This is a genomic window from Xenorhabdus sp. KK7.4 (assembly GCF_963876465.1).
Classification (GTDB): domain Bacteria; phylum Pseudomonadota; class Gammaproteobacteria; order Enterobacterales; family Enterobacteriaceae; genus Xenorhabdus; species Xenorhabdus stockiae.
Map to the genome: position 1 here is coordinate 1 of NZ_CAWNQF010000076.1, position 26527 is coordinate 26527.

Below are 26527 nucleotides of genomic sequence, written 5' to 3' on the forward strand. Positions count from 1 at the left end.
CCTGAGAATGTATTTCCCGGCTACAGAACGCATCATTTTTGCCGAGCATTATCAAGGACCTTATCATCCCAAAGGCGATGGCTATTTCAAGCAATGCCGCGAACTGAAACAGTCGGTATTTAAACCACTCATCGATTATTTTCGTGATGCCCGGAAAACGTTAGGTATCACGGCAAAAGACATTCACAAGGCCACTGGAAAGCAGATGGCCAGTCACTGGTTTAGCGATAGCCAATGGCAGTTACCCAATGAAGTGGATTATCAAAAACTACAGGTGTTGTTTGACCGTATTGCTAACGAAAAGCACCAGTGTGGCGAACTGAACAAGCCCTATGATGAACTGGTGGGATCTCACCTGACATTATCGCGCCAATATGAAGAATTGCGTCAGGAATACGGTTTAATGCGCCGTTCGTTCACGGTCACCGCCGCCGTGCCTTATACCGATGTCTGGCAATTTGCGCCTGTCCAATATTACCCGGGCAAACATCCTTGCGAAAAACCCGCTGACCTGATGGCACATATTATCCAGTCCAGCAGCCGTGAAGGGGATCTGGTTGCCGATTTCTTTATGGGGTCCGGGGCGACACTGAAGGCGGCACTGAAACTGAACCGCCGGGCTTTGGGCGTTGAGCTGGAAGAAGAACGGTTTAAGCAGACAGAGCAAGAGATTAACGACCAGTTGTTAACTTAGCAGTTACAGCTCAACTTACAAACTCAAGGCTGTGTTCCTGCATGGCCTTTTTATAACACATTTCCGTTTTTTCTCCCTTATTTGAGGGGTGAAAACAAGAAGTGTCTATCAGTTCATTAACCCAATTTGCCACCGTAATCATTCACAGGATCTTGTATCTCCATTGTGGTTGGCATCCTATTAACAACAACTCATAGGGGCGAACCTATTTCACCCCGCACGGACGCCCATTGTTCTGATGGGGTGGAAATATGAAGATGAAAGAAGATCCTACTATCTGGGTACACCTCAGTGACTGGCTTGTCTCGGTAAAAGAGCATGGTATCTTGGCGACTCTTGCTGGGACAATGGCATTTCTTCGCGGTCGCTATCACGGCGGCGGCTGGCTAAAGGTGTCAATTGATGCCTTTATGTGTGCCATGTTCGCCTGGTTCATTCGTGACGTATTAAATCTGTTTGGTCTGAATCCTGATTTAGCCTACATCGGCAGTGTGGTGGTTGGCTATCTGGGGACAGACTTTATTGGTCAGCTGCTGCGTAAGGCGGCAGAGAAGAAAGCGGGAGGCACTTCTGATGGAAATCAGCACTAAAGGTCTGGAGTGTATTAAGCAATATGAAGGCCTGAAACTGAAAGCCTACCCCGATCCGGCAACGGGTGGTACTCCGTGGACGATTGGTTACGGTCATACAAAAGACGTCAAGCCGGGGCAAGTTATCACCGAACAGCAGGCCGACGCATTCCTTCATGATGACCTTCAGCCTATCTACATCACCCTTGAATCAGCCGTGAAGGTACCACTAAGTCAGGGGCAGTTTGATGCACTGTGCTCGTTAATCTTCAATTGTGGTGCGGGTAACTTTGTTCGTTCGACGTTGCTGAAGAAACTCAATGCGGGTGGCTACCAGGATGCCGCCGATGAATTCCAGAGATGGAATAAGGCAGCGGGTAAGGTAATGAACGGTCTGACTAAGCGTAGGGCATCTGAACGCCAGATGTTTTTATTATGAAATTCAATCTCACCAACGGCGTTATTGCTGCGCTGATTATTGCCTCCGGTGCTGCTTACCTCTATCGATCTGGGTATAAGAAACAGCTCGGTATTAACAGTGACCAAGCAACCGAAATCCAGCAACTGACCGACCGAATTAACTACCAGAACACGCATATTGACATGCTGCATGAGTTAGACACCAAACACACTCAGGAACTCGCCAATGCCAAGACTGAAATTAACCGGCTGCACACTGCTTCTCTTGTTCATCCTGAGCGGGTGTACATCAAAGCCGAGTGTCCCGTGTTTGAAACCACTTCCTCCTCCGGCATGGATGATGCAGTCACCGCCCGACCTACAGACGCCGCTGTCCGAAATTATTGGTTACTCAGAGAGCACATTGCAACCTCAGAGCAAATGATCTTGGGGTTGCAGGAGTATGTTAGAGCGCAGTGTGGGTGAGATTTGTTTAAAGCCTGAAACAATTGTAACAACTGTATTAAAACCGCAGCAAAATTAAAATGGCCCTTCCAATAAATAACATGTTAGTAAGGAATGACCATGCAATTTGTAGTTAAAAATATGACACCAGTTAAAGATTATATTGATGGTAATTACCAGAACGGGCTGATTGTGGAGCTTATTATGTCTGCAACTGAAGGCCATGATGATTATCGCTTTGTAACTGAGATTTTCTTGTCAGATAGTGAATCTCTATCTGTTAGTGAAGTTAAGGATAGATCGATTGAACTGGCGAAAGAAAAACTCAAAAAAGCATCCAGCGAAATTTAATAGTAATTCATCACAGTAACCCCTAGCCATCACATCCCGTGGTGGCTTTTTCTTTTCAAGGAACCCAAAAATGACAGAACTCACTTCATCCCAGCAAATGCGGCTGGATGTCTTACGCCTCGTGATGAATGATACGGCAGCCGCCCAGAAAGCCATTGAGTTCATTGGTGATAACACGCTGAAGTTTGAGCTCTTCAAAGATCAATACAAGCTCGTGCAAACCGAATCCGGTGTTGTGGCCAGAGCAGATAAAGCCGTCCGTAATGCTCAAGAGGCATTGAGCTTATTCAATTAGTTCATCACACAGCCAATTCACTGAGTGGGCTGAATAATGAGTTAAGGAGGAAATATGGCAGCACCAAAAGGGAATCGATTTTGGGAGATGAGAAGTAGCCATGGGTGCAAGCCTAAATTCGAAAGCCCAGAGCAATTATGGACCGCATGTTGCGAATACTTTGAATGGGTAGAGCTAAATCCATTATGGGAAGTTAAGCCGTTTGCCTTTCAAGGTGTAGTGACTCAAGAGAAGATACCCAAGATGAGGGCGATGACATTGAACGGCCTTTGCTTGTTTTTGGATATCACTGAAGAAACATGGCGTCAATACAGAGTCAGAGAAGATTTATCTGCTGTCGTTTCGCGAGCTGACAGGGTGATATATGACCAAAAATTCGCTGGAGCGGCGGCAGATCTCCTTAACCCTAATATCATCGCTAGAGATTTAGGATTGGCCGAGAAAAAAGTGGTTAACCAAACGGTGACCGATTTAACCGACGATGAGATAGATAAGCGTATTAAGGAGCTGAACCATGACAAGGGAGCAGAAAATTGAGCTTCTCAGGCTCCTTGAAGAGAAAGAACGCCGAGCAAAAGTCTATCGTTACAAATCCTACTATGAAACTCGTTACCCTTGGCAAAAGAAGTTTATCGCACTGAGCATTGAATATTCTCAGGTCGCATTGATTGCAGCTAACCGCGTTGGCAAGACCGATACAGCCACTTACGTTGATGCTATTCACGCCATGGGGGATTACCCTGATGATTGGTCAGGCTATCAGTTTGACCATGCTCCGTTGATTTGGTGCCTGGGTTATTCTGGTGAAAAATGCCGGGATCTGCTTCAAACGCCCATACTTGGCAGGAAGACTGATATTGGCTGGTCTGGCGGATTGATTCCGGGTGAATTGATCATTGATACTGAGCCAATGCAGGGCACGCCCAATGGCATAAGAACAGCTTACGTCAGGCATAACTCTGGTGGTGTGGCAAAAATTCAATTCTGGTCCTACTCACAAGGCCAGCATGCCCTCATGGGTGACAGTGTTGACTGGTTTCATATCGACGAGGAGCCAAAAGATCCCACGATTTACCCGCAGGTTTTAACCCGTACCGCGACAGGTGACCAAGGTCAGGGTGGCAGGGGGATTCTGACTTTTACACCTGAAAACGGCAGAACGGATTTAGTTATCGGCTTCATGGATAACCCTTCAGTTGCCCAGACTTGTATGAATGTGGGTTGGGATGATGCGCCGCATTTGAGTGAGAAGGTTAAAGAGGACTTGTTAGCCTCATTTCCTCCTCATCAGCGTGATATGCGAACTAAAGGTATTCCTATGCTGGGTCATGGTCGAATCTATGATTTAGGCGAGGATTACATTAAATGTGACCCATTTCCTATCCCTGAACACTGGTTTGTGATTGATGGTATGGATTTTGGCTGGGATCACCCACAAGCTCACGTGCAATTGGCATGGGACACTGAGAATGAAACGTTCTATGTCACCCGAGCTTACAAAGCCAGGCAGGTATCACCCGCCGAGGCATTCAGTGCCGTTAAGCCATGGGCTGATGGCGTTCCCACGGCATGGCCTAACGATGGATTACAAACCGAGAAAGGCTCAGGGTTACAGCAGAAATCATACTATGAAGAAGCGGGTTTCGATATGTTGCTTGAGCCTGCCCAGTGGGAAGATGGCAGTCGTTCAGTCGAGCCGGGATTATTTGAAATATACGACCTGATGAGGCGGGGAAAATGGAAAGTTTTTTCTGGCCTGCGTGACTTCTTCGAAGAATACAATTTTTATCATCGTGATGAAAAAGGCAGGATTGTGAAGGTTCGTGACGACATTCTGGATGCCGTCAGATATGCCTACATGATGCGGCGTTATGCTATCCGTTATGGCGAAGTCGGCAGGCCAAAGGCTCATGATTACGCTGATTACAAAATTCCTTGTGGTGTAGGTTGATATGGCAAACGAAGGTAAAACAACAAATGAATTGGCTGACTGGCATCAGAAGGTCTTGCGTAATTTCGATAAAGCCTATGCCGGCAGCCAGAGTATGCGCGAGCAGGTGGTTGAGGCTCAGCGCTTTGTGCGTGTGGCGGGTGCTCAGTGGGAAGGCAGCACCAACGCGGGCTATTCGTTTGAAGAAGGCCGTTTTGAGCATTATCCTCGCTTTGAGTTAAACAAGATTGCCCGTGAATGTGATCGCATTATTGGCGAATACCGACAGAACCGTATCAGCGTGAAATTCAGGCCGAAAGACAATCAGGCCTCTGAAGCATTAGCAGAAAAAATGAACGGCAAGTTCCGGGCTGATTATCAGGAAACGTCAGGCGGTGAGGCGTGTGATAACGCGTTCGATGATGCTGTCGTCGGTGGCTTTGGTTGCTTTCGTCTGTGTGCTGACTATGAGGACGAGATGGACCCCGGTAATGAGCAGCGCCGGATCAGTTTAGTGCCCATTTACGATCCGGCCACCTGTGTTTTCTTCGATCAGGACAGCAAGCAGTATGACCGGAGTGATGCCATGTGGGCGCTGGAAATGTTCTCGATGACGCCAGAGGCATTTAAGGCCGAGTATCCTACATCAAATATGACCAGACTTAACCGGGATGACACCGGAACGCAGTATGACTGGTCAACCCCTGACGCCGTTTATGTAGCCCGTTATTACGAGGTTCGCATAGAAAAAACCCAGATTAGCGCATGGCGTAACCCCATCACGGGCGCGACGGCGGTTTACGATTCAGAGCAAATCAAAGACATCATTGATGAGCTGGCAGAGGGTGACTTTGAAAAGCTGGGTGAACGACAGGTTAAGAAACGCCGGGTTTACTGCGGATTGTTGTCCGGTTCTGACTGGTTAGAAGAGCCGAAAAGAATTCCCGGTGAGCATATCCCTTTGGTGCCGGTCTATGGTCGACGTTCGTTTGTGGATAATCAGGAACGCATAGAAGGTCATGCCGCCAAAGCCATGGATGCCCAGCGCCTTGAGAACCTGATGGTTTCCATGATTGCCGATAACGCGACGCAGGCAGGCGGTGACGGTATTCCTGTCGTTGATGTGGATATGATACCGGGACCGCTTGCCAGTCATTGGGCTGAACGTAATAAAAAGCGTCCCGCCTATCTGCCAATGGTGAGCTTAAAAAACAAATCAGGGGAGATTACCGCACAGGCGCAAGTAAGTAGTTATACGCCGCCTACTCAGATGCCGCCCGCGCTTGCCGGGCTTTTACAATACACCGGCACCGCTATCCAACAAATCACCGGCGCTAGTCAGCTTGAGAATATGCCGAGCAACATTGCCACCGATACCGTTGATAGCATATTTAACCGGATGGATACGCAGAGCTATATCTATATGGATAATATGGCTAAGTCATTGCGTCGCGCCGGTGTGATTTGGCTTTCAATGGCGCGTGAGGTCTATGGCAGCGACACACCAATGCGGGTGGTGAATGAAGATGGCACTGATGATGTCGCCTTGATGAGCGGTGAGGTTATCGACCGCCAAACCGGTGAGGCTGTTGCGCTTAATGACCTCTCTCAGGGCAAATATGAGGTTACCGTGGATGTGGGTCAGTCATTCGTTAATCGACGGGATTCTACGGTTAAAAGTCTGCTTGATATGCTTGCGCTTGTGCCTCCGGGAACGCCAAAGCATGATCTGCTTTCTTCCATTGTGCTGGATAACATGGATGGTGAAGGCCTGGACGATCTGAAAGAGTACAACCGTAAGCAGCTTCTTTTGTCCGGGGTAGTGAAGCCAAGAAACCCCGAAGAAGAACAAAGGGTTGCTCAGGCTCAGCAACAGCAATCACAGCCTGACCCAGCAATGATCGCAGCCATGGCGCAGGATAAGCTGGCACAGGCAGAAATGCAGAAAACCATGAATGAACAGGCTGAGATACAGGTTAAAGCATTCAAGGCTCAGGCAGATGCTCAGGTTGCAGCGGCAAACGTGGTTAAGATCCTCGCCTCAGCAGATAGTCAGCAAAAATCCGATATCCGTGAAGCGCTCAAACTGCTTTCTCAGTTCCAACAACAGCAAGGAGACAATGCCCGTGCTGATACTGAACTGATGCTGAAAGGGACAGCGCAAAATCATACCTAAAGCATGGATTTAACCCAGTCTATGCAACCCACTACGCAACAACTTAACCAATAACCAACCTAATCCCGCTCAGGTCGTCTTGATGAGGCTGGGCAGTCTATTGCCTTCCGATGGGCTTATATCGAGTAACTAAGGGGTCTTTATGTTTGATACGGCAGAAAACACACCAGCAGAAAATGATCTGAATAACACCGCGCCTGAGCAAATTCCGGGCGGCGACGTACTGAATGATACTGATAGTAACAACGTTGGCGATAACAACACTGTCGATACCAGCGCTGAAGTTAACGATATTGATTCAGAGCAGGCATTTTACTTTGGTGAAGAAGAACTGGGTTCGCCGTCCAGTGATGAAGAAAAGGATCAGGGGCTGGTTAAACACCTGCGCAGCACCATCAGGGAAAAAGATAAAGAGCTGAAAGCGTTTCGTCGCCAGCAGCAACCGCCTCAGCAGCCTGAGTTTCAACAGCAGGTTGTCCAGCAACCTCGTATGCCGCAATTGTCTGATGAAGGCATTGATTGGGATGAGGATATTTATCAAACCAGGATGACCGAATGGGCCGATAAAAACAGCCAGTATCTTAATCAAAAGGCAGAGCAAGACCGGCAACAGCAGGCATTGCAGCAAGCGCATCAGCAGAAAATGGCGACTTATCAGGAGCGAGTGAAATCGCTGAAAGTGCCCAGCTATCAACAAGCTGAACAGGCAGTGATTGATGATGTGCCGGAAGTGATTCAGGCCATGATCCTGCATTTTGCTGAGAAGCCGGAAATGGTCGTCTTAGCGTTGGGACGCAATGCAGAACTGCGCCAGCAAATGGCCAATGCCACTGATCCCGTGGCCATTGGTCGCTTGATTGGTTCGATTGAATCAAAAGCGAGAATTATGCCAAAACCCAAGAATAACGCAGCCACTACGCCGGAAGTTAAAGGCGGCAATGGCGCGGCACTGAATAATTTAGAAAAACTGAAATCAGACGCACTCGAAAGCGGCAATTGGGATAAATACTTCGCCGCTAAAAGAGCCAAGAAATAATCCATCGGAGCAGATGAAATATGGCTAATCAATTAGCAAAAGACCTGGAAATCATGTTTGAAAACTACGTGGACGGCTTTGAAGCCGCTGGCGTAGTCTCCCGTAATGCAAAGAAATTCCGCCCCGGCGATACCGCCATGCAACGGGCCGGTGATGTGATTTATCGCCCTCAGCACTACCACATGAACGTAGAAGAAGGACTTGATCTCTCCGATAAGCAACCCACGGCGTTAGTTCAGCGTCTCGTTCCGTCTGTGTTCAAAGAACCCAAAAACATTCTGTACACACTGGACGCAAGAGAGATGCGTGACCCAGAACACAAAACAGAAGCAGGCCGCGCGGCAGGTCAACGCTTAGCAGCCCAGATTGACTCCGATCTTATTCAGGTGGCAACCCAACGTGCAACGAATGTTATCGCAATGGCAAATAATACCTCTGGCGGTCAGGGGCGTGATTTATGGAACTGCGCAGCCGGTATTGATGCCACCATGACCGCCATTGGTGTTCCACAGGGCATTAACCGCCGCAGTTTCTGGAACCCGTTCAACTATAAAGACTTGGCAGGTGAGTTGGGGATGCGTGCCTATGCACAGGGGACAACACTGACGGCTTATGAAAAAGCGCAGATCCCCCCAGTTGCCAGCTTTGACAGCTATAAGACCGATATCTCAGGTCGTGTGCCAAAAGGGACATCAGCGGCATTAACACTGGCAGCCGCTCCCAAGCATAAAGTCGTGGCGAAAGATATGAATGATATGCCGGTTGATAACCGTCAGGGGCCGATCACATTGTCCGGTGAGGGCTTGCAGGTTGGTGACGCTTTCACCATTGCCGATGTGTATTCCGTGCATCAGATAACAAAAGACACCACCGATCAGCTACAGGTTTTCCGTGTGCTGGCTGTCAGTGGTTCTACGGCGACTATTTCTCCGCAGATTTTACCGCCTGATAATGCTGATGTGGCCAGCCAGCCTTATGCCAACGTTAACGCTAATGCGGTAAACGGGGCGACAATCACTATTTTGAACAAGAACGCTGCGCCAACTAACCTGTTCTGGGCTGATGGTTCCGTCGAATTGATGTACGGCAAACTGGCCTTTCCTACCGGACAAGGCCCACAAGTCATGACCGCCACCACTGAACAGGGTGCAACGTTGATCATGTCTTATTCCTTTGACCACATCAAAGGCGTCACCACAACCCGTTTCACCACACTGTATGGCTGTTCCGTACTGGTGCCGGAGTATGTCGGGTTGGTCATTGCGGGACAGTAACCTGAGGGGCTTATGCCCCTTTCTAATTTTGGAGAAATTACAATGATTACATTTAGTGAAGCATTAGACGCCCTGAAACAAGGTAAGCATATCGCCCGTAATGGTTGGAACGGAAAAGGGATGTTCCTGTACTTAATTAAAGGAACGGAATTACAAAGAGGACTTGAATATGGCTATGGCGAATATCTAGGCGAACCTGCTTTCGTTGATTCAATTTGCATGAAAACTGCTGATAACAAGCTAGTCGTGGGATGGCTTGCTAGTCAAACCGATCTCTTAGCTAACGATTGGATTATCTTGGGGTGATACATGAAAACCATGCTGTATAAACAGGGCACAATGATCACCTGCGGCCCTTATTCACTGGATTATCTTGTTGTTGCTAATGAAGAAATCGAAGGCAGCTTAAAGCAAGGCTGGGTAAAACACCCACACGAAACTGTAGAGAAGCCCAAGCGTAATGAGGCGGTAAAAGATGGCGAAAACCAAGGGTGATTTAGTCCTTAAGGCACTGCGAAAAGCCGGGTTGTATTCTGATGCCACGCTGATGGATGCAGAGCCGCAGTCTGTTGAGGATTCCATCGGTGACTTAGAGGACATGATGGCGCAATGGCAGGTGAAAGGCATTGAGTTAGGCTATCGGTTTGCTGACTCAGTTAATGGCGTTCAACCCATGCCGGATGATGATTCAGGAATACCCGCCTGGGCTAATGATGGCGTTTCTTTAAAGCTGGCGGTGCAAATATGCATGGATAATGTGATTCAACCTTCGGATGCGTTGTTAACATCGGCAGATGCAGCTTATCAAAGCATCTGTATCGCCCTGACAACAGTTCCACCACTGGAAAGGCGCAATGATATGCCGACAGGAGCGGGTAATCGAAAAGCCTTCTCATGGGATCGCTTTTATATTGAAAAAAATAACCCTATGACATAGGTGAGTGATGCCAATACAACAACTCCCCCTGATGAAGGGGAATGGTAAAAACTACCATGATGCTGATTATGTCGATCTGCTTCCGGTCAATATGTTGGCCACACCAAAGGAAATATTAGGTGCATCCGGCTATCTCCGCTCTTTCCCCGGTATCACTCAGCGCAATGATGTCGCAGGCGTATCACGTGGCGCTGAGTTTAATACTAAGGAGTCGGCAGTGTATCGCGTGCTGGGGAATAAGCTGTACAGAGGCTCTCATACTATCGGCCATGTTTCCGGCGCTGGTCGTGTCAGTATGGCGCATAGCTATCACAGTCAGGCTGTTTCCGCTGATGGTGTGATGTCGCTTTATCGTTATGATGGCACGGTTAAGCGACTGGAGAACTGGCCTGCTTCATATGGGTACTCACAATATGATATCGGCTCCGTGCGGGATATTTGTCGTTCCCGTGGTCGTTATATCTGGGTAAAAGACGGGACGGATACTTTCGGTGTGACCGATTTGGAAGATGAATCCCATCCAGACCGATACCGGGCGTTATATCGTGCTGAGTCTCAGCCTGATGGCATTATCGGCATTGATACATGGCGTGATTTTGTCGTGTGTTTTGGTTCTTCCACCATTGAGTATTTTTCGCTGACGGGTACCACAGATGCACAAGCAGCAATTTATGTGGCCCAGCCTTCCCTGATGGTACAAAAGGGCATTGCAGGAACGCATTGTAAAACGGTATTTGGTGACTCACACGCCATTATCAGCCATCAGGCGACAGGATCACCCTCTGTCTATGTGATCCGGCAAGGGCAAGTTGCCTCCATTGCTACAGCATCCATAGAGAAAATACTGCGAGAATACACGGCTGATGAACTGGCAGTCGGTGTCATGGAAACCGTCCGCTTTGATGCACATGAGCTACTGATTATTCATCTTCCCCGTCATGTGTTGTGTTATGACGCTGCTGCCAGTCAGAATGCGCCACAATGGAGCATCCTAAAGACCGGCTTATATGATGATATCTACCGTGGTATTGATTTTATGTTTGAGGGCAATCAAATCACGGTGGGGGATAAAAAAGAATGCGTGAGCGGACAGCTTAATTTTTCTTCTTCAGAGCAATACGGCCAGCAGCAGGAACACTTGCTGTATACGCCCATGTTCAAAGCGGATAATGCCAGGGTATTTGATTTTGAACTGGAAGCCTCGACGGACGTTGCTCAATACGCTGATCGCTTGTTCTTGTCTGCCACTACCGATGGTATCAACTACGGTCGGGAGCAGATGATGAGTCAGAACGCCCCCTTTCTCTATGACAAACGCATCTTGTGGCGGCGTGTGGGTAGGGTACGCAAAAACATTGGCTTTAAGGTTCGCATCATTACCCAGTCACCCGTAACGCTATCGGGTTGCCAGATTAGACTGGAGTAAATATGGCCGATAATAATCTCAAAAATCCTGTCGAAATACAGGCAAGCCGCATTGATGCCACGCTTCTTCCTGCTAACTTCTCTCAGCCTTATTTCCTTTATGTTGTTCAGCAAGGTACAGATTTAGGTAATGTGGCAAACAAGGCGAATCAGGCCGGAGACGGGGCTTATGATGCTCAGGCTAAAAATGACGAGCAGGATATCCTCCTTGATGATCATGGGAAAAGAATCACTCAGGCTGAAGAAACGCTAGAAGACCACGAAATCAGGATCACCAAAGCAGAGGAAGACTTAGCAAAACTGGACGTCAGGGTGTTGAATGTCGAGCATGATGTTGAGGGCCTGAAGATAAAGATACAGGACATAGACGGCCAGATATCTGAAATAAAAGTTGACTATGTCTCCAAGAAAGCCACAGCAACGCAGGTTATCTCGTCCCCCATCGATGTCAAAAACAACTACCTAATCAATGGCCTTAATGTGGTGGGTCAAAGGGTCACGGGATTCACCGCAATGACCGGCTCGGTAAATAAAGGGGCGATTGATGCCAACCTATCATGGAGCGCCGGTGAAACTTACGACCAATCGACTATTCAATCCCTCATGAATGCCGTCACATCGCTCGCCAAAAGGTGCAAAGCGTATGAGGATGCATTGAGGTCTCACGGACTTATCAACTAATGACAAAAATAGACAAAATAACCGGCTCACAGCTGATGCGGCTGTGGGGCGTTCCGTCATGGGTAGAACCCGGCGCTGAATACTATTTATGGGAGGGGTGTTGTGTATTCGCTCTGGTCAAGCAAGACGGATTTTATGACATCCATATAGCCATGGATAAACACAGGCGCAAAGACAGCCGGATTGCGGGTGCTGCCATTCTAAAACGGTTCGGTAACTATAAGCTCAGGGCGGCCATTCTGGTTGATAGAGAGCATGTCTGTCATTACGCGGCAAAGATGGGCTTCTCGTCACCCACAAAGCAACTGATCCCATTGACGGACGGCAGAGTAGTGACTTCTTTTATCATGTGGCGTGAGCCGGGAGACTATTATGGGTAATGCCATTGGTGCAGTGGGTAACATTGCGGGCAATGTGCTGGGCGGCATTGGCGCACGGAAGGGCGCTAAAGAACAGGCCCGTTCAAATGACCGGGCAATGGACAATCAAATGGCGATGTACGAAAAGCAGCTTGAGTTGCTTGAGCCATTTAGGAAAGCCGGATTATCTGGACTGGAAGGATTGCAAGGTATTGCAGGCAAACCCATTGATCGTAATGCATTAACATCTGCTTATCTACAAGGCCCTGAATATCAGATGATGGCAGACCAGGCCCGATATCAACAGCTAGCCTCAGCAGAGGCCACTGGCGGCCTTGGATCATCGTCAAATGGGAATGCATTGGCTGCTATAACACCGGGTCTGGTTCAGCATTATCTCGGCAATATGCAGGGGCAACAGCAGGATATGTATAACCAGTTAATGGGTTTGACTAACGTTGGCTTATCTGGTGCCGGTGCTCAGTCTGCTGCTTCGGCGGGCAATGCGAATGCGATGGGCACTTTGTATGGGCAGCAAGGGGCGATAAATGCCGGAAGAAGGGCGCTTCCTTGGCAGGTTGCTGGCAGTTCTCTCAATAGTATCAATAACGCTTCTGCCCAAGATATGAACCAGTTCGGTAACTTTGCGGGGAATATCATGGGTAACATGATGGGAGGGATGTTCTGATGCTGCAACCCATTAATTATTACAACGCATTAATACCCGATTATAGAAAAGAAGCGCTGCAAGAAACGCAGAACAGATTGGGACAGGCTGAGTTAACTGGCCTCAACATGAGGAACATGCACATGCAGCAGCAAATGCAAGATCAGCAATTACAGAAACAACAGCGTCAGCAGTTCCAGAATGATCTACGTGAAGCATGGGGAAACCCGCAGGCAATGAATACGTTAATGGGGAGAAATCCCCAGTTTATGGATGATATACAAAAAGCCATCGGTATTCAGGATGCGGATCACCGAATGGCTTTAGGTAATGCAGCCAGAGATTTAAGAGTCGCCATGCAGTCTGGAAATCCAAAGGCTGTAGCTCAGGTTGCTATTCATCATTCTGGGGCTTTGGACTCGATAGGCTCAAGTCCTCAGGAACTTATGCATATGATGCAAACAAACCCTGACGGGCTAATGCAGACAATAGATGCCGTCGGTATGAGTTCTCTTGGTGTTGATGATTATTACAACATTAAGGATAAGCAACAGGGACGGGAAATTGACCGTGGCAGATTGGCTGAATCCATGAGAAGCAACAGAGCGTCAGAGGATTTTCAGTCTAGAGGGCAAGCTATTCAGATCCGTGGTCAGGATATTTCAGCAGAAAATGCCAGACTCGACAGGGAAATACAGAAGGCTGAGTTTGCTCAAAAATCCATTGACCGCCAGCTATCCAATGAAACCAATCAAATTAAGCGCGATGATCTCTTAATGAAGCAGCAAGAGGCACAAAAGAAAGCCAGTGAAGCTAAAGCGGATAGGTATGATAATTATGCCGCTGCCTATGAAGCGTCTCAACGATCAATAGATGCCGCTGACAGGATAATGAACAGTCCGGGATTTACGGGTTATTTTGGCACTAATATCAACCCCTTTAGTAGCCGATGGATACCGGGAACGGATGCCGCCGATACGCAGGCTCAGGTAGAGACGCTGGGTTCGCAAATATTCCTGTCAATGGTGAGCCAGATGAAGGGAATGGGCGCGTTGTCGAATGCGGAGGGTGCGAAATTGCAGGCTGCCATTGGTAGTTTAAGCTCAAGCATGTCAGAGAAAGAGGCCAAGCGATCGTTGAGTGAGATTAAAAACACCCTAACGCAAGCTCAGGACAGACTGAATTCCAAGTATAAAGATGAATCAGCTTTATATAGAAATAATCAGGCCGAATCTGCAAGGAGCAGCAATAACTACTCAAGTTTATGGGGTGACTAATGGCTAAACCGTGGCGGGATGTTATGGCCTCTCAAGAATACCAATCGCTGAATCCACAGCAGCAAGCAGCCGCGCAAGAGCAGTACTTCAATGACGTTGTCGCGCCAAGTGCGGGGAATCATGTCGAAGCCGCTAAAAAACAGTTCTATTCTGCTTACCCACCATTTGGCATCAGCAGGGAAGAGAATGAAAGACAGGACACGATATTCGAGAAAGCCAACACGTTCGATAACTTTGTCATGGGCGCGGTAAAAGGCGCGGTTGATATCACAAACGCTTTACCTTGGTCTGAAAAGCCCACACAGGAAGAGCAAGCTAAGATAAATGCCATCAACAGCAAGATGAAAGCTAGGGATTCGACTGCGCAGGAGATAGGAGAATTTGTCGGTCAGGCTGCGCCGTTTGTTTCCGGTGGCGGAATAGTCAATCTGGCTGCTACCACGCCGGGAAGATTAGGGCTGGCCTCATTAACGGGAGCGGTAGAAGGCGGACTAGTCGCAAAGGGAACGGGAGGCGATCCGCTTGTTGGCGCAGCTATCGGCGGCGCTATTGGCCCGGTGGCTGAGTATGCCTCGCCATACATCGGTAAATTAGTCAATCAGGTTGGCGAAAAAACCGGGTTAACTAAATTCTTCAGAGGTGCTGATGAGACTGCCGGTACTGGAAATCCACCCAACCCATCACCCGAAGCCGAACACGTGCTCACGCCTGAAGAAACCCTGCGCCACATGGCATCGCAGAAAAATCCCGATTTGGCATCCTCGTTAAAAGGACTTGATCCACAACCCGCGCAGGACGTCAGAGCAGCCGCAGAACGGCTGGGTGTTGTTGAAGATTTATTGCCTTCCACGCTATCGGGTAATCAACAATATCAGGCGGTTGAGCAAGCGATAAAATCAAGACCCGGTTCTGCACTTAAAGTTCAGGAGGACAAATCAATCAGTCGCCTTGCTGAAAGCGCAGGCAGGTTGATTGATGATGTTGCCAATGTGCCTGATGCATTATCACTTAATCAAAAAATTATCGGGCAATTTGATAACCGCATGGCTGCGCTTGAGCGAAGAAGTGATGATCTTTATCGACGGATTGATAATGCCATGCCAGCAAGAACCAAGGTGAATGCTGAAAACACGGGAGCCATGCTGGAAAGAAAGGCCGATGAGTTAGGTGGCTGGGATAATCTTGATGCAGTAGAGAAGAATGTATTCAAAGTCATCAATCCCGGCGCGGAGGGTGTACTGACCTATGCGAACCTGAATAAGCAAAGAAGACTGGCTGGACAGGCGCTGTTTAAGAATAGAGGCCCATACCGGGATGCTGATGAGGCTGCATTGAGTTATCTGTATCGGCAATTATCAGCAGATCAGCGCGTTGCTCTGGGTGGGGCTGAAGTCAGGCGGGAATTTGAAATCGCGCAGCGATTAGTCCAGATGCGTAAGAACATGGAAGGGCAAATGGTTCAGCTCAGAGGGAAGAACCTCACTGGCGATATTGCTAATAAAAGCGCTCTGGCTGTCGCGTCCCTCGCTAAAGGAAATGCTAAGCAGTTTACTGAGCTGATGACCAACCTGCCCACAAGACAAATGCGTCAGGAGGTGGCAGGCTCGGCTATTCGGGATATGCTTTCATCGGGTAAGCGTGGCGCAGATTTTAATCCGGCCGGATTTGCTGACTGGTACCAGAATTTACGCACATCAGGGAATCTTCGCACTTTAGCGCAATATATGCCGCGTGAGTTTATGTCTGGTCTGCAGGATACCTATGTAGTGGCCAATGCGATTCGTAGGGCAAAATCATTTGAAATCACCACAGGTAGATTGAATGATTTCACTCAGCGATTCGATGCGGTGACAGCCCCTCATGAACTCATGGCGAAGTACGCCGCAAGAATAGGTACGATGGCAGGAGCTAAAGGCGGCCCACTGGGTGCGGTTGCCGGTGGGGTTATCGGTGAAAAGCTGGCCGCGAGAGCGCGATTAGCAGGCGGTTCCGGTTCTTCAGAGGCGGCTGAGCGGCTGATTTTAACGGCAGAATTCCAGCAAGCAACCAAAGGACTCACATTACCACTCCCCAAGGATAAGGGGAAATACAGAAAGGTGTTCGATGAATCCAGGCTGAGAGCTTCAAAAGCATGGCGTTCATTCTATGATTCTCTTCCTGAGGCAGATAAACGCACCCTGGCTCGTGTTGGCATTATTGGTTGGATAAGCCATAACCAAGAAGAGTAGTTTAATTCATTACTCATGTCATGCCGCTTAACGGCGGCTTTTTTACGTCCAAATTTTAACATCGCTACAGTATCTCTTGCTGGGATGCTGTACGTCTGGAGCAAATCAATGTCAGAAATAATACCGAATGTCGTCGTTAGCATGCCGTCTCAGTTATTCACGATGGCACGTTCCTTTAAGGCGTGCTCTCACGGCAAGATTTATATTGGTAAGGTAGATACCGACCCCACAATACCCGATAATCAGATAGAGGTTTACATTGAGCGTGAAGATGGTTCATATATCCCCGCCATGCAGCCTATTATTATCAATCAGGCAGGGTATCCGGTTTATGCTGGTCAAATTAGTAAGTTTGTGACTGTAGAAGGTCATTCTATGGCTGTTTATGACAGTTATGGTTCGCAGCAGTTCTATTTCCCAAACATACTGAAATATAGTCCAGATAGACTTGAACAAAGACTTGGTAGTTATGGTGACGGGGAGGGTGACGCATTAATTGCAGTAAAACAGCCATACCCAAATTCAGTAGCCAGAACACAACATGACAAAAACGCCGAAATAATTAGCCCTTTGGATTTTGGTGCTATTGGAGATGGAATTAACGACGATACTGAGGCATTAATATCGGCAATTAACAGCATAAAAGATAACGGAACGCTTGATTTAGTTGGAAAGAGTTACGCTGTTTACAATTCAGTTAATGGCGTTAACCAAGGTGATGCAGTCCCTTTAGATAAGGTTTTGCGGCTGTATAACCGTAAGAATATCACCATCAGAAATGGGTTTATTTTTTCTTATAATCCAAGGACATCTAGCGAGGTATTAAGATATCCTACAACATTAACAATTGATGGCTGCGAAAATATAACATTATCAGATGTAAGAATTGATTCTTGCGGAGAGGGTTATGGCAATACCGATGCTAGCGATGGACTGAGCTATGAGGCTCGCAGGGCATTTGCTGCTCAAAATGGCGGTCATGCGTTGCTTATAGTTAGAAGCTTGGGTGTTTCAGTGTTTAACTCACATTTTGAGAGAGCTGGATCTGTTGGCACGGTATACTCTATGAGCAGCAATAGAGTTTATTTGCATAATTGCTATTCAAATCCGAGAAGCCTTGGTTACGCTTCATATGCAATGGACTCTTGGGCCGGCGGGATATCAACATCACTATTTAATGAGCATGGGACCAGCCTTTATAACTGTCATTCTGATTCAGGTGATGCCAAGTACGGCTCAAAGGGTTGCATTGTTGCTGAGGATGATGATGTGACGGTTAGAGTAATTGGAGGAACATACAAGGATGCTTATGCTAATGGCGCGGCAACATTTTTAGGAGCTGCATTCACATCCAATTCATCAAAAGTATACGTCACTGGCGCACAAGTTTATAACTGTGCATCAGTAGGTTTATCTCATCACTCTGCCAACAATGATTCAATTATAGAGTGCATTGGGGTTACGGCGTACAAATTGAGAACTAGCATGCACGTTATTAGCAGGCTATCCTTTGGCAGGTCAATAGCAAGGTACATCGGGTGCAGTGCTGAAATAGTTCATAGCGGAGAAATATCCGAACCAATTGAACTAACAATACCAACCATTATTGCAAATAGCGGAGTAAGTAAGTACTGCTACGTTGATATAATTAACTGTAATACAAAAGGCGCCGATACGTTCAGCATGAATAGTAGAGCCACTTATGGTGGTATTTTTGTTAGCGGAGGAAGTCATGAAGTAAAAAACAGAGTCTTCACATCAAAGGGATGGGGGGAGCCAACGTTGGAAGCGGAAAAGGTTATATATTAAAGGGTGTGGTATTCAATGTTTTATCGACAGATAATGATTCACCAATAAATTCTATATCTAATATTGATAGCGAAGGGGTAATTACATATCAGAACATATTGTTTGATAGGTCAACGTTAATATCATCATATAAAAATAGAAATCTAATATCGGTAGGAATATCAAATATTTTCCTAAGGGAACGGCTTGTGTTATTACAAGATTTAATAAATGTCAGGCAGGATATTTCTTCTGGTGATGTTTTTCAGACATCAATTTTAATTAAATCACTAGATGGAGTGGCAGGAGATAATGTTAAGGTGAAAGTTTCAACTCCTAGCGGTAAATTACCAACTGTAAATTCAATATTAATTGATGATGAATTAAAAACACGTAAAATTACAGGTATTTATGATACATCAGTGGTAGATGGCGAGGTTGTTTATGGGCTATATATAAGCGGAACATCATATAAATTCACTGAAGGTATAAACTACATTGTCAACGTAATGAAGTAATAAATGAATAGGAGCGCACATTAAAATAATGCGTTCCTTTATGATTATTTTTATTGAAACGGGTTTGGATATGATTTTATGTATTCGCTCCCCAGTTTTTTTGATGAAGAATAGTTTATGTGATAGCCATCTTTCCTAAATAATATATCATTATCAATAGATGCAGAGCATTCACCATTTTTGCATATAACATCATTTGGGTCTATTAAATTAACTCCTTTGACTTCATTTTTTATTAAATACTCCTCTCTTGATTCCCTATCTTGCCCGTATGGAAAGTAAACCGATCCAATGTCTTCTCTTTTCATTTTCATATTGGCTAGCCTATTAAGATCGCTCTCACTTACCCCGCCGAATGGTCTTGCTATTATGTAAACTTTCTTCCCTCTTCTTATTAAGTCAGAAATGAAATCGTTTCTCATTTTGTGTGCGTACTTACTTACATCAAATCCTTTCCCATCATACACCCTATAATATTTGTTATCGTCGTTATACTGATCAAAAAAGTCTGATATTATCACATATTTTATATTATCTGACTTTGCCATTTCTGATCTAAGATTAGTGTAATTTATAATCTCATTCGCCAATTCGCTACTTGTTTTAACATCGAATTTAGAAACATAAACACCAGGTATAGAAGGAGTGGAACTCTTCATTGTGTCATGAATCATTATTCCAGCATCTTTAGCAAGTTCATTAATAAATCCAGAATATGCATTACCAAATGAATCCCCAATAAAAATACCGTCTGGATTTTCTTTTTTCACTCCTAAATAGCATTCATTATAGTTACCTACTTTCATTTTCTCTATGCATTCACTTCTTACTACATTAGGGGAATTTGAATCATTTAATTCATTTACCAAATTATTTAATCTATTTTTGAACCCATCATTTAAATCCATTATAAAATACAGTGATGAAATTAAAATAACAGGGGTAATATAAAGTAATGGCAATGTGAATTTTTTATAATTGAATTTCCTGAATGGCTGCTCTATAAAATGATAACTAAATGATGCTAAAGAAAATGAAATTAAGATAATAATTATTGCATTTTCTGCTGTTAACTCAATTCCTCTATATATTGCAAGTGAAATGATTGGCCAATGCCAGAGATAAAAAGAATATGAAATTTTCCCAATATATACAATTAGTTTGCTTGATAGCACCTTATTAAAAAATCCTACCTTATTTTGATTACATGCTGCTATCAGTATAACCGAACCAACTACAGCTGGTAACGCTAGAAATCCTGGGAACTGACTGTCCTTATTAATAAATAAGGCGCTTAATGTGATCAGCAATAAACCAACAAATGATGCAACATCGGTCGCCTTATCGCTCATTTTTATGTATTCACGACTCAGTGCTAGCATAGCTCCAGCCATTAGTTCAAAAAATCTAAACGGAAGCATCATGTATGCTAGATTTTTATCGTTGATGACATAATACTGAGAGGAAAATATTGATAAAACTAAAATGACAGACAGTATGATAGAGTTTAGATGAGGTTTTCTATTCTTGCATAAGATAATAAGAATTATGGGCCAAAAAAGATAAAATTGTTCTTCTACTGCCAAAGACCAAGTGTGAAGAAGTGGTTCACTGTCTGTTGAGTTGAAATAGTTAGTATTATTATAAAAATAGAAGTTACTAACTCCTAACATGGATAACAATGCACTTTTCGAGAATGATAACAAATCATCAGGCAGTAAGTTGTACCAGCAATATACAAAAAGGGGTATTAACATAAAGATAAATGGCGGCAGTAATCTTTTTGCCCTTTTGCTGTAGAAATTAGCAAATGAGAATGTTCCGCTTTTTATCTCACTGGCTATTATTGACGTTATCAAAAATCCAGATATGACAAAAAAGACATCTACGCCAATAAATCCGCCAGAAATTGGCAATCTTACATGGTAAAACACAACGAGCAGTACAGCTATGGCTCTTAATCCATCGATATCAGGTCTATATTTTAGTAACATAATATAAAATCTTTCTTATTTGTGAAAAGTGAAGGGTAAAAGGAAGGACTATATTATGCAGTAAATCTACAACGAATTTCTAGAAAATTTGTTTTGATATGATAATGTCGATAGATTTATACCAATCTAACTTGAAGATGCAGGCTTTAAAATCTGAAAATTATCAGTCAGTCGAATCGTGAGCCAGGGCGCGAGCACACTATTTTAATGGATTTTTAAAGATGATTATTTTTCAAAAATTAAATTTCACAGTATTTATATCGAGTGAAATGTAGTCATAAAAACAATTTTTTAAACTTTTATAGTAAACCATAGGGTTAAAGAACAAAATTTACATTTTGAGAATAAATATTAATCAAAGTATGCTCGCGCCCTGAGTCGTGAGCTCTTTCGCTTTTTCTGGCAAAGTGATATGAAAAAAGTGACGAAGGGTTTCACGGAAGGTCTTCGCATCCGGAAAATAGATATTGTTACGCACTTGCTCATTCATATAATTCCACAATCGCTCTATCGGATTGAGGTTTGGACTGTAAGGTGGGAGGTAATGCAATTCAATATTCAGGACATACGCAATATTTTTCACCAACTCGGCTTGATGGTAACCCGCCCCATCCAGAATGAGGTCATGCTCCCAATAGTTAGATATTGTGATAAACTCCTTACTTTTTATTCTGGGTGAGATATGGCTAAAGTTGATGTGGTTTGTCGTTACTGTCATAAAACAGACGAGGTTAAAGGGCATGGAAAAGGGCGTACTGGGCACCCCCGCTATCGCTGCTATGCTTGCCGTAAAACCTTCCAACTGAACTATACCTATCAAGCCTGCCACCCCGGCATGAAAGAACGAATTATTGATATGGCCATGAATAACGCTGGTGTCAGGGACACGGCTCGGGTTCTGAAAGTCGGTATTAACACGGTCATTTGCACATTAAAAAACTCACACCAAGACAAGTAACTACGCTGCCGCTTTCGGGCAGTGAAATTCATATTGTCTGTGAAATAGACGAGCAGTGGTCATTTGTCGGTAATAAGAAAAATCAGCGCTGGCTCTGGTATGCGTGGGAGCCGAATAGGAAACGGGTAGTGGCACATGTGTTTGGGGATCGCAGCAGGAAAACGTTGAAAAAGCTGCTGGCACTCCTATCTCCTTTTACTATCCGGTTTTACTGTACAGATGATTATGCCGTTTACGATTGCCTGCCTAAGAAAAAACACCTCACGGGAAAGAAATTTACCCAACGTATCGAGAGAACGAATCTTACGCTTCGTATCCGGATAAAGAGGCTGAATAGAAAGACAATAGGTTATTCCAAATCCGAAGAGATGCATGACAAAGTGGTCGGTACGTTCATTGAGCGTGAATACTACATCTCATAACCGATCTAACCATTGGGAACATGACCCAGAATGATGTGGATTTTTTGCGAAGACACAAAAGTTTTCTAATGCTTTTCGAACCTTTTTAAACTTTTTCAATGTTGGGACGTGAAAGTGTGATTTTATGCGGTATCTGATTGATTTAAAATTAAAACTACTGACTTGTAATCAATAGGTCACCAGTTCAATTTCTGTTGGTTACAAAATCAGAATTAATATCCAAGAAACTTCTTCTTTAACATTGGTTCACGCCAACAGGAGTAGTCCATGCATATGTCATTGTCACGAATGTTTGCAACTTCATCTTTTTTCAATGTGTATAGAAAAGATGTCAATGAATATTTTTTCTAATGAATATCAATCAGAACTATTGAAAAAAAACAGCAAGAAAAAAGGCATTTCATTCCCCTTTAGCCAACAACAAAATCCATTCCAAAGTTAGGGAGCTTTTGCCATTTTTTGTCGGCCATTTTACCCCCATTTTACCCTCATTTTACCCCAATCAAATTGGAGGCATAAAAAAACCAACCGTAACAGGTTGGTTTTTCTAGGGAAATTTGGTCGGCATGATAGGATTTGAACCTACGACCCCCGACACCCCATGACGGTGCGCTACCAGGCTGCGCTACATGCCGATGACTTTGCTTATAGTACCTTTTTTTATTTGCAAAGCAAGTCCCTTCTTTAGTGAGTGATTGATTTATCGGCAATTAGTTTGCTAAAAATCGTTTGATTTCAGTCAGTATTTGTAATAGTTGAGTAAGATTCGGTTTTGCGTTCTGGATTTCATTGCCATCTGAGTCGTACAGATGGTAATCCCCATCTTTGGAAAGATAAATTGTGTTTTCAGTCGTTGTCACGATCAGTGAACCGTTTTCACCGGTAATGAGCCAAGGAATATTTCTTTGATCTCTGAATAGGTCTTCTCCCTGAGAGTAATCATCAGGTGAGTTGCTTACGTGCAATAAACGCTGCATCAATGTAGTCATAACATCCTGATGACCGGTCAGTTTGTTGATAACTTGTGCCGGTGTTCCCGGCCAGTGAATGATCAATGGAACATGCATTTGCTTACGATTAAATTTGTCACCGATAAACCATTTTGGATCGTTGTTTGTGATGGTACTGCCATGCTTAGCAGTAATAACAACGATGGTGTTGTTCAGAATACCTTTATTTTTCAGCGTATCTAAAACGTGATTGATTTCAGTATCCAGTGTTTTCTTATCAATCTGAATTGACGAAGGAGAAACACCATTAAGGTTTAAAAATGAGAACCACGGTGTAGTATTATTACGCGAATTTAGCCATTGCTGCCATTGCTCTACAGTCAGGTTGTCATTTGGGTTAGCTTCGTAGGGAAGCGAGTAATCGGTTAAAATAGCCTGCCTATAAAGAGGTGTCTGGAATCCATCTGATGAATAAAGACCAAACTGATACTTTTGGTGAGTTAAGGCATCAATAAGTGCTGAGGGTTTTCGGCTATTAAGAATACTATCCAGATAGCTTGATGATATACCGTAGAATAAACCGAACAATGCGGTGTCGTTTTTCATACCGGTACTAAAATGCTGAGTGAACTGAATGTTACTCTTTGTGAAGCGCTCAAGGAATGGCATTTTATTTGCTGTAATGTCACCATTATCCAGACTATCCACAACCAGCAATAATAAATTATAGCCGCGGCCGCTATCACGGTAAGACAGATTATTCAATGGATATTCAATGGTCAGAGCAGCTGGGTTTCCTTGCTGACTGATACGGCGTTGATATTCGTTTTTATCCAGCAAACCATGTTTTTCAAGAAATTTACGCGCTGTCATGGGGTATGAAAGCGGTAGATTTGAGCGTTGCATGGTGATAGGGCGATAGAAATTAGCATCTGCCCAGATATACATCATATGGGAGGCCACAAAAGCTGTGATAAAGATAGCCGCCACAGGTTTACCGAGTTTTTGCCGATTCAGGCTGCGTAATTTTTGCCAGCTCCAGGTTCCATATAGCATCTGCACCAGAAAAATAAGTGGAATGCAGATGAACATCAATTGCCATTCTCTTGCCCGTTCACCCTGCTCGGGATTAGTAACCAAATCCCATACCAATGGTGTCAGGTGCAGGTGAAAACGCACATAAATGGAAGAATCAAATATCAGTAGTGTTAACCCTGCTGTTGCCAGAGCTGCGGAAAGAAATCGCAGTAAACGCTGTGACATCACAATAAATGTCAGGGGAAATAACACTAGTAAATAAGCGGCAAAAACAATAAAGCTAAAATGACCGAGCCAACTGACCAGCGCATAAATGCGACCAAACAGCGAACCCGGCCAGTCAGATGCGAATAAATAGCGACTGCCCAGCACAAGACTGAACACGATATTGAACAGAGCGAACCAGTGCCCCCAACTGATCATTTGAGAAACTTTTTCGCGATAGTGCTGGCGGTTAGTCACCATATTTTCTTACGTTAATTTTTTAATGGAAAAATTAATGCGCTTTATCTTCGTTAATTGAAGATTGTAACGCGTGTGCAAACGAGTTTGCGATATGTTTGCGTTGGGCTGGTGCAATACTCGTGTTGATCAAATTCGTGACCATGTTGCCTAAAACCATCAATGAAAGATCGGTAGGCACGTGGTTTTTTTCGAAAACACTTACTAGTTCAGCTAATAAATGTTCAACTTTTTCATCGCTGTAGCGAGATGACTGTGGCATGACTCAAATATCCTGAATGTACAAAGCCCAATATATTACCGTATAGAGGGGCTATTTTCTGCTTTTTTATGACAATTTAATTTCCTTATTGTACAAATTGTTGCCATTCTTGTGTCTGCTGCCTCATTTTAGCCTGTGATATGGGGAACGCGAATAATTAAATTGTGAACACTTTTCCATCATTGGGTTTTTTGGTTGCAGCAGAGAAGGAACAGTGTTTGAATACGCCGCTAACTGCAATACCCAGAAGGTCAGTGCTGTAAAAGGAGTAGAAATAATGAGTCTGGAAATTACCCAGATCGCGTTACATCAGTTGATTAAACGTGACGAACAAACACTGGAAGTGATTTTGCGGGATTCTCTGCTGGATACCAATCAGGTAGTCGAAGAGATGATGGCTGAATTACATCGTGTGTATAGCGCTAAAAGCAAGGCTTATGGTGTGTTCAGTGATGAAAGTGAGCTGGCTGAATCACTTCGCCATCAGCGCAAGGGAAATGAAGATTTTTTAGGTTTCAGCCGGGCTGCGACCGTTCGTCTGAAAGATGAACTGATAAAATACCCGTTTGCAGAAGGTGGCACGGTATTATTTTGCCAATATCGATATTTGGCTGTGGAGTATTTGTTAATCGCAGTTCTGAATAGCTGTAGTAGTACTTCAGTCGATGAGGCTCTGGATGTCAATACGACACAATATCTTGATATCCCTCATGCCGATATCGTTGCCAGAATTGATTTGACGGAATGGGAAACTAACCCTGAATCCTGCCGTTATCTGACTTTCCTGAAAGGTAGGGTAGGGCGCAAGGTATCTGACTTTTTCATGGATTTTCTGGCCGCCAGTGAAGGAATGAATGCTAAGGTGCAGAATAAAGGATTATTGCAGGCAGTGGATGATTATTGCGAATCTGCTCAGCTTGATAAAAATGAGCGACAGGCTTATCGCCAACAAGTTTACAGTTACTGCAATGAGCAGTTACAGGCGGGCGAAGAGATTAAACTGCAAGAATTATCGCAGGAATTACCACCATTAGGTGAACAGAGCTTTCAGCAATTTTCTCAAGGCCAAGACTACGACTTGGAAGAGAGCTTCCCGGCAGATCGCAGTACGTTGCGCCAATTGACTAAATTTGCCGGTAGTGGTGGCGGGTTAACGATTAACTTTGATGCTATGTTACTTGGAGAAAGAATTTTCTGGGATCCGGCGACGGATACATTGACGATTAAGGGTACGCCACCAAATCTGCGGGATCAGTTGCAACGTCGTGGTAGTAATAATCACTAATGTTGTCGATTTTAAGGTTAAAGTTTTCGTAAAAGCCAGAAATAAATAACGCCGCAAATGCGGCGTTATTTACTCGGCGTCCCGATA

General features: G+C 44.8%; 27 protein-coding genes, 1 tRNA gene and 1 pseudogene. 24 read left to right on the plus strand and 5 right to left on the minus strand.

Annotation, left to right across the window (positions count from 1 at the left end):
* From AACS90_RS12295 to AACS90_RS12400, 22 genes are all read left to right on the plus strand, one after another.
* Positions 1-694, plus strand: a 694-nt coding sequence (locus AACS90_RS12295) for a site-specific DNA-methyltransferase (RefSeq protein ID WP_099122937.1), incomplete at its 5' end; no start/stop codon positions are given.
* Positions 695-951: 257 nt separating this feature from the next.
* Positions 952-1284, plus strand: a complete 333-nt coding sequence (locus AACS90_RS12300) for a phage holin, lambda family (RefSeq protein ID WP_193757256.1) — start codon at positions 952-954, stop codon at positions 1282-1284.
* Positions 1268-1702, plus strand: a complete 435-nt coding sequence (locus AACS90_RS12305; protein ID WP_099122939.1) for a lysozyme — start codon at positions 1268-1270, stop codon at positions 1700-1702. The genes AACS90_RS12300 and AACS90_RS12305 overlap by 17 nt, the downstream gene beginning before the upstream one ends.
* Complete coding sequence (locus AACS90_RS12310; RefSeq protein ID WP_099122940.1) at positions 1699-2148, plus strand: lysis protein; 450 nt, start codon at positions 1699-1701, stop codon at positions 2146-2148. Before AACS90_RS12305 ends, AACS90_RS12310 begins: the two co-directional genes overlap by 4 nt.
* A gap of 99 nt (positions 2149-2247) precedes the next feature.
* The gene (locus tag AACS90_RS12315; RefSeq protein ID WP_099122941.1) at positions 2248-2478 is read left to right on the plus strand and encodes a hypothetical protein; all 231 of its coding nucleotides are present in this window, start codon (positions 2248-2250) and stop codon (positions 2476-2478) included.
* 70 nt (positions 2479-2548) lie between these two features.
* Entirely contained in the window at positions 2549-2773 is a 225-nt protein-coding gene (locus tag AACS90_RS12320) for a DUF2560 family protein (RefSeq protein WP_099122942.1), read from the plus strand.
* A 54-nt stretch (positions 2774-2827) separates the two neighbouring features.
* Complete coding sequence (locus AACS90_RS12325; RefSeq protein WP_099122943.1) at positions 2828-3310, plus strand: DNA-packaging protein; 483 nt, start codon at positions 2828-2830, stop codon at positions 3308-3310.
* Positions 3288-4724, plus strand: a complete 1437-nt coding sequence (locus tag AACS90_RS12330) for a phage terminase large subunit family protein (protein WP_099122944.1) — start codon at positions 3288-3290, stop codon at positions 4722-4724. Before AACS90_RS12325 ends, AACS90_RS12330 begins: the two co-directional genes overlap by 23 nt.
* 1 nt (position 4725) lies before the next feature.
* Positions 4726-6879, plus strand: a complete 2154-nt coding sequence (locus AACS90_RS12335; protein ID WP_099122945.1) for a portal protein — start codon at positions 4726-4728, stop codon at positions 6877-6879.
* 142 nt (positions 6880-7021) lie between these two features.
* On the plus strand, positions 7022-7915 hold the full coding sequence (locus AACS90_RS12340) for a scaffolding protein (protein ID WP_099122946.1): 894 nt from the start codon (positions 7022-7024) through the stop codon (positions 7913-7915).
* Positions 7916-7935: 20 nt separating this feature from the next.
* Positions 7936-9189 carry a P22 phage major capsid protein family protein gene (locus AACS90_RS12345; protein WP_099122947.1) on the plus strand — a complete coding sequence of 418 codons (1254 nt, stop codon included), beginning with the start codon at positions 7936-7938 and terminating at the stop codon, positions 9187-9189.
* 12 nt (positions 9190-9201) lie between these two features.
* A complete protein-coding gene (locus tag AACS90_RS12350; RefSeq protein WP_206601853.1) occupies positions 9202-9495 on the plus strand; it encodes a DUF2829 domain-containing protein in 294 nt (97 codons plus the stop codon).
* 3 nt (positions 9496-9498) lie between these two features.
* Positions 9499-9684: a hypothetical protein gene (locus AACS90_RS12355; RefSeq protein WP_099122948.1), complete on the plus strand. Its 186-nt coding sequence runs from the start codon at positions 9499-9501 to the stop codon at positions 9682-9684.
* On the plus strand, positions 9665-10126 hold the full coding sequence (locus tag AACS90_RS12360) for a packaged DNA stabilization gp4 family protein (protein ID WP_099122949.1): 462 nt from the start codon (positions 9665-9667) through the stop codon (positions 10124-10126). The genes AACS90_RS12355 and AACS90_RS12360 overlap by 20 nt, the downstream gene beginning before the upstream one ends.
* Positions 10127-10133: 7 nt before the next feature.
* Positions 10134-11552 (plus strand): packaged DNA stabilization protein, encoded by a 1419-nt coding sequence (locus tag AACS90_RS12365; RefSeq protein ID WP_099122950.1) that lies wholly within the window; start codon positions 10134-10136, stop codon positions 11550-11552.
* Positions 11553-11554: 2 nt separating this feature from the next.
* Positions 11555-12232 (plus strand): phage tail protein, encoded by a 678-nt coding sequence (locus AACS90_RS12370; RefSeq protein WP_099122951.1) that lies wholly within the window; start codon positions 11555-11557, stop codon positions 12230-12232.
* On the plus strand, positions 12232-12612 hold the full coding sequence (locus AACS90_RS12375) for a hypothetical protein (protein ID WP_099122952.1): 381 nt from the start codon (positions 12232-12234) through the stop codon (positions 12610-12612). The genes AACS90_RS12370 and AACS90_RS12375 overlap by 1 nt, the downstream gene beginning before the upstream one ends.
* The gene (locus AACS90_RS12380) at positions 12605-13279 is read left to right on the plus strand and encodes a DNA transfer protein (RefSeq protein ID WP_099122953.1); all 675 of its coding nucleotides are present in this window, start codon (positions 12605-12607) and stop codon (positions 13277-13279) included. Before AACS90_RS12375 ends, AACS90_RS12380 begins: the two co-directional genes overlap by 8 nt.
* Complete coding sequence (locus AACS90_RS12385) at positions 13279-14535, plus strand: phage DNA ejection protein (protein ID WP_099122954.1); 1257 nt, start codon at positions 13279-13281, stop codon at positions 14533-14535. The genes AACS90_RS12380 and AACS90_RS12385 overlap by 1 nt, the downstream gene beginning before the upstream one ends.
* Positions 14535-16763 carry a hypothetical protein gene (locus AACS90_RS12390; protein ID WP_193757255.1) on the plus strand — a complete coding sequence of 743 codons (2229 nt, stop codon included), beginning with the start codon at positions 14535-14537 and terminating at the stop codon, positions 16761-16763. The genes AACS90_RS12385 and AACS90_RS12390 overlap by 1 nt, the downstream gene beginning before the upstream one ends.
* Before the next feature lie 108 nt (positions 16764-16871).
* A complete protein-coding gene (locus AACS90_RS12395) occupies positions 16872-18572 on the plus strand; it encodes a phage tailspike protein (protein WP_099122955.1) in 1701 nt (566 codons plus the stop codon).
* Entirely contained in the window at positions 18530-19069 is a 540-nt protein-coding gene (locus AACS90_RS12400) for a hypothetical protein (protein ID WP_153043685.1), read from the plus strand. The genes AACS90_RS12395 and AACS90_RS12400 overlap by 43 nt, the downstream gene beginning before the upstream one ends.
* Positions 19070-19119: 50 nt before the next feature.
* Here AACS90_RS12400 and AACS90_RS12405 read toward each other — a convergent pair whose 3' ends face one another.
* Entirely contained in the window at positions 19120-21063 is a 1944-nt protein-coding gene (locus tag AACS90_RS12405) for an acyltransferase family protein (RefSeq protein ID WP_241538291.1), read from the minus strand.
* A gap of 355 nt (positions 21064-21418) precedes the next feature.
* Positions 21419-21685 (minus strand): annotated as a pseudogene (locus tag AACS90_RS12410) (transposase); the annotation flags it as partial.
* Positions 21686-21745: 60 nt separating this feature from the next.
* Between AACS90_RS12410 and AACS90_RS12415 the strand changes: the two are divergent.
* Positions 21746-22443 (plus strand): IS1 family transposase gene (locus AACS90_RS12415; RefSeq protein ID WP_099122958.1). Its coding sequence is split into 2 segments (ribosomal slippage): positions 21746-21995 and positions 21995-22443, totalling 699 coding nucleotides; the frame shifts between segments, so codons are not numbered across the junction.
* A gap of 558 nt (positions 22444-23001) precedes the next feature.
* Here AACS90_RS12415 and AACS90_RS12420 read toward each other — a convergent pair.
* From AACS90_RS12420 to AACS90_RS12430, 3 genes are all read right to left on the minus strand, one after another.
* A tRNA-Pro gene (locus AACS90_RS12420) sits at positions 23002-23078 on the minus strand.
* 75 nt (positions 23079-23153) lie between these two features.
* Positions 23154-24896 carry an LPS biosynthesis-modulating metalloenzyme YejM gene (gene yejM, locus AACS90_RS12425; protein WP_099122959.1) on the minus strand — a complete coding sequence of 581 codons (1743 nt, stop codon included), beginning with the start codon at positions 24894-24896 and terminating at the stop codon, positions 23154-23156.
* Between the two features lie 31 nt (positions 24897-24927).
* Positions 24928-25155, minus strand: a complete 228-nt coding sequence (locus AACS90_RS12430; RefSeq protein WP_099110991.1) for a YejL family protein — start codon at positions 25153-25155, stop codon at positions 24928-24930.
* A gap of 277 nt (positions 25156-25432) precedes the next feature.
* Here AACS90_RS12430 and yejK point away from each other — a divergent pair, with 277 nt between their 5' ends.
* Positions 25433-26440 (plus strand): nucleoid-associated protein YejK, encoded by a 1008-nt coding sequence (gene yejK / locus AACS90_RS12435; protein ID WP_099122960.1) that lies wholly within the window; start codon positions 25433-25435, stop codon positions 26438-26440.
* The last annotated feature ends 87 nt before the right edge of the window (positions 26441-26527 follow it).

Excerpts from the sequence above, each read along its gene's own strand:
- AACS90_RS12345 (WP_099122947.1), top strand. The coding sequence starts at position 7,936 with ATGGCTAATCAATTAGCAAAAGACCTGGAAATCATGTTTGAAAACTAC.
- AACS90_RS12300 (WP_193757256.1), top strand. The coding sequence starts at position 952 with ATGAAAGAAGATCCTACTATCTGGGTACACCTCAGTGACTGGCTTGTC.
- AACS90_RS12330 (WP_099122944.1), top strand. The coding sequence starts at position 3,288 with ATGACAAGGGAGCAGAAAATTGAGCTTCTCAGGCTCCTTGAAGAGAAA.
- AACS90_RS12360 (WP_099122949.1), top strand. The coding sequence starts at position 9,665 with ATGGCGAAAACCAAGGGTGATTTAGTCCTTAAGGCACTGCGAAAAGCC.
- AACS90_RS12335 (WP_099122945.1), top strand. The coding sequence starts at position 4,726 with ATGGCAAACGAAGGTAAAACAACAAATGAATTGGCTGACTGGCATCAG.
- AACS90_RS12340 (WP_099122946.1), top strand. The coding sequence starts at position 7,022 with ATGTTTGATACGGCAGAAAACACACCAGCAGAAAATGATCTGAATAAC.
- AACS90_RS12370 (WP_099122951.1), top strand. The coding sequence starts at position 11,555 with ATGGCCGATAATAATCTCAAAAATCCTGTCGAAATACAGGCAAGCCGC.
- AACS90_RS12380 (WP_099122953.1), top strand. The coding sequence starts at position 12,605 with ATGGGTAATGCCATTGGTGCAGTGGGTAACATTGCGGGCAATGTGCTG.
- AACS90_RS12315 (WP_099122941.1), top strand. The coding sequence starts at position 2,248 with ATGCAATTTGTAGTTAAAAATATGACACCAGTTAAAGATTATATTGAT.
- AACS90_RS12325 (WP_099122943.1), top strand. The coding sequence starts at position 2,828 with ATGGCAGCACCAAAAGGGAATCGATTTTGGGAGATGAGAAGTAGCCAT.
- AACS90_RS12375 (WP_099122952.1), top strand. The coding sequence starts at position 12,232 with ATGACAAAAATAGACAAAATAACCGGCTCACAGCTGATGCGGCTGTGG.
- yejM (WP_099122959.1), bottom strand. The coding sequence starts at position 24,896 with ATGGTGACTAACCGCCAGCACTATCGCGAAAAAGTTTCTCAAATGATC.
- AACS90_RS12395 (WP_099122955.1), top strand. The coding sequence starts at position 16,872 with ATGTCAGAAATAATACCGAATGTCGTCGTTAGCATGCCGTCTCAGTTA.
- AACS90_RS12430 (WP_099110991.1), bottom strand. The coding sequence starts at position 25,155 with ATGCCACAGTCATCTCGCTACAGCGATGAAAAAGTTGAACATTTATTA.
- yejK (WP_099122960.1), top strand. The coding sequence starts at position 25,433 with ATGAGTCTGGAAATTACCCAGATCGCGTTACATCAGTTGATTAAACGT.
- AACS90_RS12350 (WP_206601853.1), top strand. The coding sequence starts at position 9,202 with ATGCCCCTTTCTAATTTTGGAGAAATTACAATGATTACATTTAGTGAA.
- AACS90_RS12310 (WP_099122940.1), top strand. The coding sequence starts at position 1,699 with ATGAAATTCAATCTCACCAACGGCGTTATTGCTGCGCTGATTATTGCC.
- AACS90_RS12390 (WP_193757255.1), top strand. The coding sequence starts at position 14,535 with ATGGCTAAACCGTGGCGGGATGTTATGGCCTCTCAAGAATACCAATCG.
- AACS90_RS12355 (WP_099122948.1), top strand. The coding sequence starts at position 9,499 with ATGAAAACCATGCTGTATAAACAGGGCACAATGATCACCTGCGGCCCT.
- AACS90_RS12365 (WP_099122950.1), top strand. The coding sequence starts at position 10,134 with ATGCCAATACAACAACTCCCCCTGATGAAGGGGAATGGTAAAAACTAC.
- AACS90_RS12405 (WP_241538291.1), bottom strand. The coding sequence starts at position 21,063 with ATGTTACTAAAATATAGACCTGATATCGATGGATTAAGAGCCATAGCT.
- AACS90_RS12400 (WP_153043685.1), top strand. The coding sequence starts at position 18,530 with ATGGGGGGAGCCAACGTTGGAAGCGGAAAAGGTTATATATTAAAGGGT.
- AACS90_RS12305 (WP_099122939.1), top strand. The coding sequence starts at position 1,268 with ATGGAAATCAGCACTAAAGGTCTGGAGTGTATTAAGCAATATGAAGGC.
- AACS90_RS12320 (WP_099122942.1), top strand. The coding sequence starts at position 2,549 with ATGACAGAACTCACTTCATCCCAGCAAATGCGGCTGGATGTCTTACGC.
- AACS90_RS12385 (WP_099122954.1), top strand. The coding sequence starts at position 13,279 with ATGCTGCAACCCATTAATTATTACAACGCATTAATACCCGATTATAGA.